The sequence below is a fragment of the Streptomyces sp. NPDC058371 genome (assembly GCF_042723265.1).
Classification (GTDB): Bacteria; Actinomycetota; Actinomycetes; order Streptomycetales; family Streptomycetaceae; genus Streptomyces.
In genome coordinates this window covers 89,395-103,629 of record NZ_JBHXJC010000008.1, presented here as the reverse complement: position 1 = coordinate 103,629, position 14,235 = coordinate 89,395, and the positions used below count along the sequence as shown (strand labels likewise).

The 14,235-nt window shown below is 73.9% G+C and carries 9 protein-coding genes; 3 read left to right on the top strand and 6 right to left on the bottom strand.

The features are described 5' to 3' along the window. Positions 1–56: 56 nt before the first annotated feature. Both ACFWM2_RS23540 and ACFWM2_RS23535 read right to left on the bottom strand, forming a co-directional pair. Complete coding sequence (locus tag ACFWM2_RS23540; RefSeq protein WP_383283171.1) at positions 57–1,487, bottom strand: GAF domain-containing protein; 1,431 nt, start codon at positions 1,485–1,487, stop codon at positions 57–59. Between the two features lie 25 nt (positions 1,488–1,512). Then, positions 1,513–2,550, bottom strand: a complete 1,038-nt coding sequence (locus tag ACFWM2_RS23535) for a rod shape-determining protein (protein WP_383283168.1) — start codon at positions 2,548–2,550, stop codon at positions 1,513–1,515. A 289-nt stretch (positions 2,551–2,839) separates the two neighbouring features. On the opposite strand from ACFWM2_RS23535, the gene ACFWM2_RS23530 reads away from it, so the two are divergent. Beyond that, entirely contained in the window at positions 2,840–6,565 is a 3,726-nt protein-coding gene (locus ACFWM2_RS23530) for a S8 family serine peptidase (protein WP_383283165.1), read from the top strand. On the opposite strand, the gene ACFWM2_RS23525 is transcribed toward ACFWM2_RS23530, so the two are convergent. The 3 genes from ACFWM2_RS23525 to ACFWM2_RS23515 all read right to left on the bottom strand — a co-directional run bounded on the left by ACFWM2_RS23525 (position 6,540) and on the right by ACFWM2_RS23515 (position 10,604). Continuing rightward, on the bottom strand, positions 6,540–7,970 hold the full coding sequence (locus ACFWM2_RS23525) for a carboxyl transferase domain-containing protein (protein WP_383283162.1): 1,431 nt from the start codon (positions 7,968–7,970) through the stop codon (positions 6,540–6,542). The two genes, ACFWM2_RS23530 and ACFWM2_RS23525, sit on opposite strands and share 26 nt — an antisense overlap. Beyond that, positions 7,963–9,450, bottom strand: a complete 1,488-nt coding sequence (locus tag ACFWM2_RS23520; protein ID WP_383283159.1) for an acyl-CoA synthetase — start codon at positions 9,448–9,450, stop codon at positions 7,963–7,965. Before ACFWM2_RS23520 ends, ACFWM2_RS23525 begins: the two co-directional genes overlap by 8 nt. A gap of 68 nt (positions 9,451–9,518) precedes the next feature. Beyond that, on the bottom strand, positions 9,519–10,604 hold the full coding sequence (locus ACFWM2_RS23515; protein ID WP_383283156.1) for a S1 RNA-binding domain-containing protein: 1,086 nt from the start codon (positions 10,602–10,604) through the stop codon (positions 9,519–9,521). 303 nt (positions 10,605–10,907) lie between these two features. On the opposite strand from ACFWM2_RS23515, the gene ACFWM2_RS23510 reads away from it, so the two are divergent. After that, on the top strand, positions 10,908–11,753 hold the full coding sequence (locus tag ACFWM2_RS23510) for a toxin-antitoxin system, toxin component (protein WP_383283153.1): 846 nt from the start codon (positions 10,908–10,910) through the stop codon (positions 11,751–11,753). Then, positions 11,750–12,994, top strand: coding sequence for an MAB_1171c family putative transporter (locus tag ACFWM2_RS23505; protein ID WP_383283150.1), 1,245 nt, complete (start codon positions 11,750–11,752; stop codon positions 12,992–12,994). Before ACFWM2_RS23510 ends, ACFWM2_RS23505 begins: the two co-directional genes overlap by 4 nt. A gap of 60 nt (positions 12,995–13,054) precedes the next feature. Here the strand turns inward: ACFWM2_RS23505 and ACFWM2_RS23500 are convergent, their stop codons facing one another. Next, positions 13,055–14,131 (bottom strand): MerR family transcriptional regulator, encoded by a 1,077-nt coding sequence (locus ACFWM2_RS23500; RefSeq protein WP_383283147.1) that lies wholly within the window; start codon positions 14,129–14,131, stop codon positions 13,055–13,057. Positions 14,132–14,235: the final 104 nt, after the last annotated feature.

Sequence of the window (14,235 nt, the reverse complement as noted above, 5' to 3'; positions counted from 1 at the left end):
TCAAGGGGTCGACGTGGGGCGGGGGTTCCCGCGGGCGGGTGCGGGGTGCGGGCGGCTCACAGAGGCGACTGCCAGGTCTCCGTGGTGGTCGAACTCCCGTCGTCCGCGGCCCCGTTGTCGTACACCGTCAGACGGACCCCGGGGCGGCCGTCCGGCAGCGTCGCCGTCACGTCGACCGTCACCTCGATGCGGGAGACGTCGGGGCGGCGGGACGCCTCGGCGAGCGCGCGGCGCAGGGCGGCGAGCAGATGGCCGGCGACGGGCTCGGGCAGCCGGCTCTCCACGGCGCCCAGGAAACGCGTGGACGGCTGGAAGCCGAGGACCGCGGCGGCGCCCGCCGTCTCGCGCAGCACCTTGCCGCGGAAGGTGGTGGGGGCGTCGGCGGGCGGCTGCTGCAGGGCGAAGATCGCCGTACGGACCTCCTGGATGGTGGACTGCAGCTCGTCCACCGCCGTGCCGAGGGTCTCGCTCACGTCGTCGTCCGTGCTGCGGCGCTGGGTCGACTCCAGCATCATGCCCGTCGCGAAGAGCCGCTGGACGACCAGGTCGTGCAGGTCGCGGGCGATGCGGTCGCGGTCCTCGTAGACCGCGAGCCGCTCCCGGCCGTGCTGGGTGTCGGCGAGCACCAGGGCGAGCGCCGCCTGCGAGGCGAACTGGGTGGCGAGCAGCCGTTCCACCGAGGTGTAGGGGCGGTCACCGCGGTGGCGGGGCAGCGCGAGGGTGCCGATCAGCCGGCCCGCAGTCTGGAGCGGAAGCAGCATGCTCGGGCCGAACCGGTGCCGTACCCGCGTGGTCATCCGGGCGTCCGTCGCGGAGTCCTCGACGAACACCGGCTCGCCGCCCAGGAGTTGCTCCAGAACCGGGCTGCCCGGCTCGATCGTGGTGCCGACCAGGTCGCCCGGGTCGTCGAGCGTCGAGGCGGTGACGATCTCCATACCGCCCTCGTCGGTGGGCTGCAGGATGACCCCCGCGGAGGCGTCGGCGAGGAGCCGGGCCCGCTCGGCGACCGTCATCAGCGCGTCGGCTGCGGCCACCCCGCTCAGCAGGGCGTTGGTGACGGCCGCGGCACCCTCGATCCAGCGTTCGCGCTGCCGTGCCGTCTCGTACAGCCGGGCGTTGCCGATCGCGATGCCCGCCTGGGCGGCCAGGACGTGCAGCAGCTGCTCGTCCTCGTCCGTGAACGGGCCGCCGCGTTTCCCGGCGAGACAGAGGTTCCCGAACACCTCGTCGTCGACCCGGATCGGGACCCCCAGGGAGTCGTCCGTCCGCCCGACCAGGCTCCGGTCGGTCGCGGACAGACCCGCCGTACGGATCTCCAGCAGTCCGTCGTGCCCCGGATCGACCATCCCCAGCGCCGCACTGCGGGCGCCGGTCAGCTCGGCGGCGCCGTCCACGATCCGCTGGAGCGTGGCTCGCAGCTCCAGGTCGGTGCCGACACTGAGGACCGCCTCCAGCAGGGAGGGGAGGCGAGGGACGGGGTCGGTCATGGGCGGGCTCCCCGCGGGCGGGGGGTCAGCCCGCCAGCGGGTCGAGGACCAGCGGCTCGATCTTGCCCTCCAGCATGTAGCCGAGGCCCTGGACCGCGCAGATGTCCGGCCGCTCGGCGATGTGCACCGGCATGCCCGTCGCCTGCCGCAGCATCTGGTCGAGCCCGGGGAGCAGAGCACTGCCGCCGACCATCATGATCCCGCGGTCGGCGAGGTCGGCCACCAGGTCCGGCGGGCAGGCGCGCAGCACCTTGCCGATGCCGTCGAGCACGGCGGTGAGCGGGGTCTGGATGGCATCGCGTACGGCGGCGGTGTCGACCTGCACGGAACGGGCGAGGCCGGTGGCGACGTCCCGTCCGTGGATCTCGGTGGAGGCGGGCCCGTGCGGCGTGAGCCCGTTCCCGGACAGGGCGAGCTGCAGTGGTCGTACGGACTGGCTCGGCAGCATCAGTTCGTGCTGGTGGCGCAGGTGCTGCACGATCGCGTGGTCGACGGCCTCGCCGCCGACCGGAATGCGCTCGGCGGTGACGATCGAGCCGAGCGACAGCACGGCGACCTGGGTGGCGGCCGCCCCGCAGACCATGACCATGGTGGCCTCGGGCTGCTCGACCGGGAGCCCGCAGCCGACGGCGGCCGCGATGAGCGTGTCCACCAGCTCCACCCGCCGCGCGCCCAGCCCGACCAGGGTCTCGATCGCCGCGCGCTGCGCCAGCGGGTCCGCGTCGTGCGGGGTGCAGGCGGCGGCCCGCAGCAGGGGCTTGCGGCGCAGGGTGCGGCGGATCTTGTCGCCGAGCAGCTGGCGCAGCATGCGCTGGGCCATCTCGATGTCGACGACCGTGCCGCCGGACACCGGCCGTACGACACGGATGTAGTGGGGGGTACGGCCCGTCATCTTCTCGGCGAACTCGCCGACCGCGATCAGCGCGCCCGTCTTCGTGTTGATCGCGGCGGCACTCGGCTGGTCGACGACCAGCCCGGCGCCCTTCACGTACACGCGGGTCCGCGCTGCTCCGAGGTCGACGGCGAAGTGACAGCGGCGCAACTGATCCAGACTGCCGGTCATGGCGGTTCCTCCCGAGAGCACAGACCGTGAGGCTCCGCCGGGCGACGGTCCTCTCTGGCATCGTGCGGCTGCTGACGGGTCGTCGCCTCCTGGGGTGCGCCGGGCGGGGTGCCGCTGGACGGGTGGTCTTTCGCGGCGTCGGCTCCCCGGCCGCCGGACTGGCGGGAAGCCGCCAGGGCGCCTTCCCGCCAGCTCCCGTCAACTCCCGTGCCGCACAAGGCAACCGACACTCATCGCAGTGCTCGCGCACCACCCCGTCCGGAGCGTGTGCCGACGAAGAGAGGCATTGATGAACAGAGGACCGGGCAGACGCCGGGCGACGCTGGTGCCGGCCGGACTCGTGCTCGCCCTGCTGCCCCTGGGCCCTGCGATCGCACAGGACGCCGGCGCCTCGGGACCGGGGCCCGCCGCGAGTGCCGGGGCCGGCTCCTCGGCGTCGAAGCCGGCCGCGAGCGGGGCCGGCACCTCGGTCTCGAAGCCGGCCGTGGACGGTGCCGGCTCCTCGGCGTCGAAGCCGGCGGGTGCCGCCAGGACCGTCACCCTGGTCACCGGCGACAAGGTCACCGTCACCGATCTCCCCGGCGGCCGGAAGACGGTGACGGTCGATCGGCCCACCGGGGCCACCGGCGCCGTGCGCACCCAGGTCGTGGACGGCGCGGTCACCGTCGTACCGGACGAGGCGCTGCCGTATCTGCGCGCCGGCACGCTGGACCGGCGGCTGTTCGACGTGAGCGGGCTGATACGGCAGGGGCTCGCCGACAGCAGGACCGACGCGCTGCCGCTGATCGTGACGTACGACAAGGGGGCGCGGGCGGTGACGCCGCGCGGCGCCGCGAAGACGCGCACGCTGGACAGCGTCGACGGGATGGCGGTGGACGCCGGCAAGGGGCGCGCCTTCTGGCGGTCGCTGACCCGGCAGGCTGGCATCGGCAAGGTGTGGCTGGACGGCCGCGTCACGGCCGACCTGGCCGAGAGCAACGCGCAGATCGGCACCCCGGCGGCCTGGGAGGCCGGGCTCACCGGCAAGGGCGTCACGGTCGCCGTCCTCGACACGGGTGCCGACGCCGGCCATCCCGACCTGGCCGGCCGGATCTCGGCGAGCAGGAGCTTCATCGACGGAGAGGACGTCGCCGACCGCAACGGCCACGGCACGCACGTCACCTCGACCGTCGGCGGCAGTGGCGCCGCATCGGACGGCAAGGAGCAGGGGGTCGCGCCCGGGGCCACGCTCGCCGTCGGCAAGGTGCTCAGCGACCAGGGATCGGGCAGCGAGTCCCAGATCATCGCCGGCATGGAGTGGGCCGCGCGGGACGTGCACGCCGAGGTGGTGTCCATGAGCCTCGGGTCGTCCGAGCCGAGCGACGGCACCGACCCCATGGCCGCCGCGCTCGACACGCTGTCCCGCGAGACCGGCGCGCTGTTCGTCGTCGCCGCCGGGAACACCGGCGCCCCGTCCTCCATCGGCTCGCCCGGCGCCGCCGACTCGGCGCTGACGATCGGCGCGGTCGACTCCGCGGACGAGGCCGCGTACTTCACCAGTGCGGGCCCCCGGTACGGCGACAACGCCCTGAAGCCGGACCTCTCCGCGCCGGGCGTCGACATCCTCGCCGCCCGCTCCCGGCTCGTCGACGGCAGCGGCGACTACACGAGCATGAGCGGTACGTCGATGGCGACACCGCATGTCGCGGGCGTTGCCGCGCTGCTCGCCGAGCGGCACCCGGACTGGAGCGGCGCCGAGCTCAAGGACGCGCTGATGTCCACCTCGAAGCAACTCGACGCGTCCGCCTATGTGCTGGGCGCGGGGCGGGTGAGCGTGCCGGACGCGGTCGGCTCGTCGGTGACCGCCACGGGCAGCGCCGATCTCGGCTACTACCGCTGGCCCTACGACACCAACAAGCCCGTCACCCGGACCCTCACCTACTCCAACTCCTCGGAGAAATCAGTTGAGTTGAGCCTCGCGGTGCAGGGCGCCGCCGACGGTGTCGCCCGGCTCGCGGACCCGACGCTCACCGTGCCGGCGCACGGCACCGCGACCACGACGGTCACCGGGGACGGCTCGAAGGCGCCGGTGGGCGGCACCAGCGGCCGGATCGTCGCGTCCGTGGCCGGTGCACCCGTCGCGCACACCGCGTTCGGGCTGGTCAAGGAGGAGGAGCGGTACACGCTCATCGTCCACGTCAAGGACCGGGCGGGCGCGGCGACCCCGGCCGACCTCGCCGTTCAGCGGCTCGCCGAGGGCGCCGACCCCGTCCCCGCGTCGGTCGGCGACTCCGGGACCCTGGAACTGCGGCTGGCCCCGGGCACGTACAGCCTCACGTCCTTCCTCGACGTGCGCGGCAGCCACGGCGCCGACTCGCTCGGCCTCGGCTTCCTCGCCGCGCCCGAGGTCACCCTCGACCGCGACCGCGAGATCACCTTGGACGGGCGGACCCTGCGGGAGGTCGCCGCCGAGGTGGACCGGCGGACTGAGACACGGCAACTGCTGATGGAGTACGACCGTGCCGCGGGCGGATCCGACCTGTTCGGCGCGGTCCAGGTGCCCGTCAAGTACGACAGCGTCTTCGCGGCGCCCACCCCGGAGGTCACCGAGGGCAGCTTCGAGTACCGCACCGTGTGGCGGCTCGGGAAACCGCTGCTCCAGGTGAAGGGGCTCGGCGAGGCCGTCGCCCAGCCGGGCGGCACGCTTATCGAGGGGCGCAGCAGACTGCCGCTCGTAGACGTCGGGGACGGGCCCTTCACCCCGGCGGTGCGCGGCCGGGCGGTGCTCGCGCGGCTCACCGACGGTGTCGAGCCCGCCGCGCTCGCCCAGGCGGCCCAGGACGCCGGCGCCCTGGCGCTGTTCGTGACCGACGACAACGCCGGGCGTCTCAACGCCTGGTTCGGCACCGACGACAACGCCGACCGGCCGCTGCAGATCGCCACCGTGAACACCGCGGACGCGGCCCGGCTGCGGGCGGCCGGCCGGGTGGACATGACCGGCACGCTCAACACCCCCTATGTGTACGACCTTTCGGAGGGCCACCGGAACCGGATCCCGGACCGTGATCTGACGTACCGCCCGGCCCGCAGCCAACTCGCCGTCCTGGACACGAAGTTTCATGCGGTGAAGCCGGCCGACGGGAGCGAGTTCCGGTACTCGCTCACCGGCGCCTTCCCGGTCGGGATCGGCTTCCAGGAACGCATCGACTACCCGGCCGAGCGCACCGACTACGTCTCCACCGGCCCCGGCCAGCTGTGGCACGAGTCCGTGACGGTGGGCGACGGCGCACTGGAGGAGCGCAGCGGGCTGATCGCGTACCGGGGCGGGACGCACCCGGACCTCGACTGGTTCAAGCCCGTCTGGCACCCCTGGCTCGGCACCGGGCTGGGCTGGGGCCAGCAGCGCTCGGGCAGCACCCTCCAGTTCAACACGCCCGGCTGGGGCGACTCCGGGCCCGACCACACCGGCTTCGGCGACGTGTGGAGCGAGGGCAACGGCATGGCCCAGGTCACCGAGGTCTACCAGGACGGCACTCTCGTCGACCGGCGGACCGGTTCGGGCGCGTACGCGTGGGACGCGCCCGCCGACGAGCACACGTACAAGGTCGTCACGGACACCACGCTGGACCCCGACCGCTGGCAGCTGTCGACGAAGGGCCACGCCGAGTGGACCGTCCGCTCGGCGGCCACCCCCGACGACCGCTGGACCTTCCTGCCGCTGCTCAACCTCGGCTACGACCTCGACACCGACCTGGCGGGCCGGGTGCGCGGCGGGAGCCGGGTGCCGGTCGGGATCTTCGCCGAGTACGTCGCCGGTGCGCCCGGCACCGGGACGATCGGGGGCGGCCGGCTCGAAGTGTCGTACGACGACGGGAAGTCGTGGCGGACGGTGAAGCTGTCCGGCGCCGAGGCCGCCTGGCGGGGCACGCTGACCGTGCCCCGCGACGCGCAGTACATCTCCCTGCGGGCCTCGGCGAGCGACGACCGGGGCGGGACGGTGAGCCAGGAGGTCATTCGGGCGGTGGGGGTGCGGTAACTCCCGCTGTTCCACCGGCGATTCCGCGCACGACCCCCAGGGCGAGAAGGTCCTGGGGGCGTACGTGGAGGTGGTCGGCCGTCGCGCGCACCTGGTCGGGCGGGCGCTTGAGGATCGCGGCGGCGAGCTCCGGCGCGATGACCGAGAAGTAACTGTCCGGCGTGGCCCAGGTGTTGCCGGGCGCGGCCAGCGCGAGGGCGCCGCCCGAACCGCCCTCGCCGATGAGAAGTGTGGTGACGGGGGTACGGGCGGTGGCGACGGCGCCGAAGAGGTCGGCGATCGCGGCCCCCGCGCCCTGCCGCTCCGCGTCCGCGTCATTGGCGGCACCGGGCGTGTCCACCAACGTCAGCACCGGGATGCCGAGCCGGCCCGCGAGGCGGACCAGCCGGGCGGCGGTGCGGTAGCCGGCGGGGCGGGTGGCGGTCCCGCACTGGGCGGCGTACGCGACGGCGCGCCCCTCGTGCTCGCCGAAGCCGCACAGCATCCCGTCGTCCGTACCACCGCACCGGTCCCCGCTGAGGGCGGCCCGCCGGGTGAAGTAGGCGTCCAAGTAGGCCTGCGCGCGCGGCCGTTCGGGCGCCCGGGCACGCAGGACGGCGTCCCAGCCGGTGGCGGGGAGACCGTCGGGGGCGACCCGGGAGGGCGCCGCGGACGCGGAGCCGTGCTCGGACGTGACCTCGGAGGCGGTCGGGGGAAGGGCCAGGGGCACCGGTGCCGGTGTCGCCGTCGGCCGCGTGAGCAGGGCGAGCCACAGGGCCAGCCTCTCGCCCAGGTCCTCCGGTCGTACGACCGCGTCGACCGCGCCCGCCGCCAGCTGGGCCTCCGCGGTGTACGCCGCCGGATCCGCGTCGGCCGGGCGGACCCGGGAGCCCGCGAACCCGATCTGGGCGCCCGGCAGCGCGAGGATCACATCGGCGTCCGCGCCGAGCGTCGCCCAGCCGCCGCCCGTCGTCGGGTCCCGCACCACCGCGAGCTGCGGCAGCCCCGCCTCCCGGGTGAGCGCCGACTGTCGTGCCACGCGCTGGAGTTGGGTCAGCGCGAGCATGCCCTCCTGCATCCGGCTGCCGCCCGTGGCGACGAGCGAGACGACCGGGAGACGGTGCTCGCGGGCGTGGATGTACGCCGCTTCGAGACGGTCGCCGGTGCGTTCGCCGAGGGAGCCGCCGAGGAAGCCGAACTCGAACGAGATGATCACGGCGGGAGTGTCGCCGACGGTCGCGTGTCCGCAGACGACGGACTCCGTCTCGCCGGTGCGCGCGGCGGCCCGGGCGCGAGAGGTGTCGTAGCCCTGCCACTCCAGTGGTCCGTCCGGCTTGAACTCCCTTTCCCGGGAGGCGAGTTCGGTGAACGGGGAGCCGCCGGTGACCAGGGCGACGGCCTCGCGGGCCGAGAAACGCTCAGCCATGCTTCAGCGCCCGCTTCATGATCTTGCCCATGTCGTTGCGGGGCAGGGAGTCCAGGAAGTGCACGGCGCGCGGCCGTTTGTGCGGGGCGAGACGGTCGGCCACATGGTTCGCGAGCTCCGCACCGAGGCCGGGGCGGGCGGGTCCCTCGGGCACCACCCAGGCCACGATCCGCTCGCCCAGATCGGCGTCCGGCTCACCGGTGACGGCTGCCTCGCGCACCTCCGGGTGTTCCAGCAGCGCGTTCTCGATCTCGCCCGCGCCGATCTTGTAACCCCCGCTCTTGATCAGGTCGGTGGCCTTGCGGCCGACGATGCGGACATAGCCGTCGGCGTCCCGTACCGCCATGTCACCCGTGCGGAACCAGCCGTCCTCGGTGTGCGCGGCGGCGGTCGCGTCGGGCCGGTTCAGGTACGCGGTGAAGAGGTTCGGCCCGCGCACCTGGATCTCGCCCACGTGCTCCGCGCCGTACGCGCCGTTGGGGGTGCCGTCGGCGTCGTACCCGCCGATGACGGTGCCGTCCTCCTCGACGAGCCGCACCTCGACGCCCGGCAGCGGCACGCCGACGGTGCCGGCGCGCGGCTCGCCGTCCGCCCGCACGCTCGTGATCATCAGGGTCTCCGTCATGCCGTACCGCTCGACCACCCGCCGGCCGGTGGCGGCGCCGATCCGTTCGTGGTCGTGCACGGGCAGCGCGGCCGAACCGGAGACCAGCAGCCGGGCCCGGCCGAGCGCCTCGGCGAGCCCGGGGTCGCCGGCCACGGTCTCCGCGATCCGGTGGTACATCGTCGGCACCCCGAACAGCATCGTCGCGCCGTCGGCCAGTTCGCGCGCCACGCCCTCGGTGCCGAACCGGCCCAGATGCCGTACACAGCCGCCGCGGCGCAGCGGTCCGAGAATGCCCAGGATCAGCCCGTGCACGTGGAAGAGCGGCAGCGCGTGCACCAGGACGTCGTCACCGGTCCACTGCCAGGCGTCGGCGAGCGCGTCCAGGGTGGAGGCGATCGCTCGGCGCGGGACGACGGCACCCTTGGGCGGTCCCGTGGTGCCGGAGGTGTAGACGACGAGGGCGGGCGCGGCGGGCTCCGGTTCGGCAGCCGGCCCGGCCGGACCGCTGCCGCGTGCGTCGACGTCGACGTCCACGCGCTCCAACTCGGCCAGTCCGTCGGGGAGTCGGTCGCCCTCGGCGGCCAGCACCAGGGAGGGCGCGCTGTCGGACAGGATGTGCCCGAGTTCGCTGCCGCCCGACTTCGGGTTGAGCGGCACCGCGGGCACGCCGGCCAGCAGCGCGGCCACGACGGCCACGGCGGTCTCCAGGGTCGGCGTCGCCCACACGGCGACCCGGCCGGCGGCACCGATGCGCGGGACGAGCGCGCCCGCCGCGGCGGCGAGTTCCCCGTACGTCAGGGCGCGGTCACCGAAGCGCAGCGCGGGCCGCTGTGCGGCCGAGCCACCTGTCAGGGCCGGAAAGAGGGAGGACACGCGGCGTACTCCTTGGTCGTAGGGACGTGCCGTACGGGCCTGTGTCACGGACACCGACAAGACCGTTCCTACACCAGGGCCAGCGAAATCCGCCGGAGTACGAGATTGATGCCGACGATCTCCACGGTCAGCTCGTCGCCGGTCGCCGGCCGGACGGACAGATGGGCGAGCGCGTCGTTGTGCACGAGTCCCTGCAGACCGTCGGCGACCTCGACGAACACCCCGAAGGGTGCGACGTGCGTGACGGCGCCGCGCACCACCCGGCCGAGCCCGTCCCGGGCGAACCGCGCCATCGGGTCGGGTTCCAGCGCCTTGAGCGACAGCTGCACCTGCTGCCGCTCCGCGTCGATGTCCAGCACCTCCACGGTGATCTCCTGGCCGACCCGGACCACCTCGTCCACCGAGTCGATGTGCCGCCAGGTGACCTCGGGGACCCGGATGAAGCCCTCGATGCCGTCGAGGTCGACGAACACGCCGAAACGCGGGGTGTGGGTGACGACGCCCCGGCAGACCTGGCCGCGCTCCAGCGCGTGCAGCCGGTCGGCGGACGGTGGTCTGCGGGTGCCGACCACCGTGCTCAGATCGTCGGCCAGCCGGACCTCGGCCGCGTGCAGCAACGGGTGGTTCAGCCAGTGCATCCGGGCCCGGTCGGGGACTCCGCGGTGCAGCGGCGGCCAGCTGGCGGCGGGGGTGAAGTCGTCGATCACGACCGTGCCGCCGGGGGCGAGCAGCGGGAAGAGCCCGGCCGTACCGTCGTCGTGCGCCTTGCCGTGGCCGCCGCCGTCGAGGACGAGCAGGTCGTACGGGCCGTGGTCGCCGATCCGCTGCCACTCGCCGTGGACGACCCGGACCTCGGGTCGGTCGGCGAAGACCTCGGCGGCGATCCGGGCCCGCTCGGCGTCCCGTTCCACGCTGAAGAGCCGTACGCCTTCGCGCGCGCCCGAGGCCAGCCAGGCCAGCCCCACACCGCACCCCGTGCCCGTCTCGCCGATGCGGCCCCGGGCGCCGCTCGCCAGGAGGTGCAGCAGCCGCCCCTGTTCGGGACGGCAGGAGTGGGTGAAGCCGTGGCGCCGGGCGGCGGCGACCGCGCGCCGGACGAGTGGGGGAAGGGGCTCCGCGGCCCGGTCGTACGCGTCGGTTCCTGAGATCGCCATGATTCGATCGTGCCTCGTGGGCGCACCGGCGTACACGCGCGAAGCAGCCGCACCTGTGGTGGGCATCCGCGCCGCCGCCGGACGAGCCGGGCGGTGGGACCCCGGGAAGAGGCCGCCTTCGTTCGCTCCGTGCCAGGGCGGCGAACGCTCGGTAACCATGGCGCGGGCCCACCCCGGGCACGTAGTCTCGGGCGTCAGCGACAAATTGACGGATCAACTGCCGGGAGCACATGGGTGAGTGGGTCTCCGCCCTCTGGAAGTTGCCGCCCGCGACGGGCCGCTGAGCAGCGAGGAGACGCAACGATGCACCTCGCCCGCAAGGGAAGGGGCCTTGCCGCCCGGGTGCGCCGGCTGGCCGGCGACGTCACGGCCGGGCTCTTCCCGCCCCGGACCGATTCCGAGATGCGGGCGCTGGCGGCGGAGCTCACCCGCTCGCTGCGCAAGCGGCTCGACCCGCCGGTCGACGTGCGGGAGCTGGCCGAGGCCCTGTGCGCGGAGATGAGCCGGCGGCGCGACGGCCGCCCCGTCGAGCTGCGCTTCGAGCGCTTTCCCGACGAGATCGAGGTCACCGGACTCTGGCTCCAGTTCCAGGACTTCGACCTCGTCATCGTCGAGGAGCGGGCCGAGACGCTCCAGCAACTCGTGATCCTCGGCCATGAGTTGTGGCACATGAAGGAAGGGCACCGCGATCTCCATGTCGCGGGTGCGGGTGCGGGTGCGGGTGCCGGCGCCGGTGCGGCTGTCGCCGCGCAGGCCCTGTCGGGGGAGCGTGGCTGGGAGGACGCGGGGGCCGCGTCCTCCGCCGGGTCCGACCGGCCACGTACGCCTGTCGGGTCCCCGGGCTCCGACCGGCCACGTACACCTGTCATGTCCCCTGGGTCCTCCGGACCCGACCGGCCCGGACCCGCCTGGCAGAGGGTGCCCGCCGGGTCGCGGGGACCCGACTGGCAGCAGATCGCGCTCACCGTGGCCGCCCGCAACGGCTCCCACGAGGTCGCCGAGGCGGAGGCCGAGGACTTCGGGCTCCACCTCGCGAGCGCGTTCCGGTCGTGGGTGATCCGCTCCGGCGCCGAGGCACCCGCCGACCAGGTCGGCAGGGCCGTACAGGCGTCACTGGGCTACCGCGACCCCAGGACCGACCGGCGATGAACCCCCGCGCTCCCTCCGGCACTTCGGCCCATCCCGACTTCTTCGACGGGACGTACGTCTCGTTCTGGATCCCCCTGGCCGTGCTGGTCGTCGCCCTCGCGATCAAGCTGCCCAGCGTCATCAAGCTCTGGCGGGACCCGCTGCTGCGCGCCGTCGGCGGGCTGCTGCTGCTCGGCTGCGGTGTCTACGTGTTCGCCTCGCCGTCCATGCTCGCCTGGACCAACCGCGTCACCGGCGTACCGAACTTCGCGGCACCCGTCGTCTACAGCCTGATCACCGCGTTCTGCGGAGCCTGTCTGCTGCTGATCATCGCCTGGCGCGACGGCCGTTCCGACCGCACGCGCCGGACCCGCCGCGCCACGCGCTGGGTCATCACCGCCTACACGGGCGTGATCGTCGCCCTGTGGGTGCTGTTCGCGTTCGCCGACGCCCCCGTCGAACGGCTGCGGGACCTCGACACGTACTACGCCACCACGGCCTTCATGCGGGAAGTGATCCTGCTCTATCTGCTCGCGCACACCGCGGCCTGTGTGATCACGTTCAAGCTGATCCAGAACTGGATCCGCACCGACGGGCTCGACTCCTGGCTCCGCGCCGGCCTGCGGTTCCTCGCCGTCGGCCACGCCGTGAACCTGCTCTACGACGGCTCGAAGTTCGTGGCCGTACTCGCCCGGTGGACAGGTCACGACCTGGACCGGCTGAGTACGGACGTGGCACCGCTGGTCGCCTGTGTCGGCGCCGTCCTGATCGCCGTGGGCTTCGTGCTTCCGCACGTCGGCCAGTTCCTGCAGCGCCGCGTCCGCACCCGGCTCGGGCACTGGCGTCTGAGACCCCTGTATCTGCTGATGCGGTCCGCCACGGGCTGCGGCGTCGCCTTCCGGCTGAGGGCCGGCGCCGAACTGCGGCTGACGCGCCGGGAGACGTTCATCCGGGACGCGCTGCTGCATCTGGGCCGGTACCTCGACGAAGACCTCCGCCGGCGCGCGTACGACGCCGCGCTCGGCCGGGGGTTCGAGGCGGCCGAGGCCGGGGCCCTCGCCCAGGTCGTGACGGTCCAGGACGCCGTCGAGACCAAGCGGCGCCGCGGCGGCGACCAGGTCGGCGGACCGCTCGGGCGCCCGGACATCGCCGGCCTGCTGGACGAGATCGAGTCCGTGTCCCGGGCGCTGCGCAGGACCGGCGACGTCGAGGCCGTCCGCGAAAGCGCCGCCGCGATGGCGGAGAGCGTCCCGGCCCCCTGACCGGACCCCCGTCCGCCGAAGGCCCCTCGAGCCCTCGAAACCGGGCCGGCCCCGCCCCCGCTACCGGCTCCCGGTCTCCGCACCGTCCACCACGTCGGCCACCACACAACTGACGTTGTCCGGACCGCCGGAGTCGTTCGCGGCCCCCACGAGGGCGCGGACCGCCTCGTCCGGGCCGGGGGCCGAGGCCAGCGTGCGCCGGATCTCGTCGGACGGCACGACGGCGGAGAGACCGTCCGAGCAGAGCAGGTACCGGTCGCCCGGACGGGCGTCGTGCAGACGCAGATCGGGTACGGAGGCCGTCGCGCCGGCGGTCAACGCGCGCAGAAGCAGGGCGCGTTGCGGGTGCCCGGCGGCCTCCTCCGGGGTGAGGCGGCCCTCGTCGATCATCGACTGGACCACGGTGTGGTCGTGGGTGATCAGGAACAGCCCGCCGTCGCGCAGGAGATACGCGCGGGAGTCCCCGATGTGGACCAGCGCGAGCCGGGAGCCCGTCCACACCATGGCGGTCAGGGTGGTGCCGTCCTCCGCGGCCGGTGCGGCGTCCCGTACGGCCTGGACGGCGCCCTGGATCGCGTCCTCCAGGAGGTTGAGCACGCTCCCGGCCGGCAGCGGCTCACCGTCCAGGAACCGGAGGGCCTCCACCGCCGCGGCACTGGCGGGCGCCCCGCCGCGCCCGAAGCCGTCGGCGACGGCGAGGACGCGGGCGCCGGCATGGGCCGTGTCCTGATTGACGGGGCGGACCAGACCGGTGTCGGAGAGGGCGGAGAAGCGGAGTTCCAGCATGAGGCTGTCCTTTCTGGGCGACTGTGCTGCGAGGTGGTCCACGAGGAACTCCGCGAGATCGCGGCGCGCTGCCGTCTCGGCCTCGACCCGACCCCAGTAGGCGCGGATCTCGCGGGCGGCGGACTCGGGCGTCATGGCGCACACCTGCCGGATGCGCGCCAGCGGCATCCCGATCCTGCGCAGCCACGCCACCAGCCGCGCCTGCTCCAACTGGCCGACGGCGTAGTACCGGTACCCGGTCTCCGGGTCGACCCGGGCGGGGCGCAGCAGCGCGAGCTCGTCGTACAGCCGCAGTGCCTTCGGCGAGAGCCGGCACGCCTTCGCGAAGGCCCCGATCGTCAGCATCTCCATGCGCCCGCCCGTCGACTCGTCGTTCCTCGTGTGTCACCGATGCTGTGGCTTCACCGAAGGTGAAGGTCAAGGGGCCTTGTCCGGTTGCGGGCGACGAGGCGGTT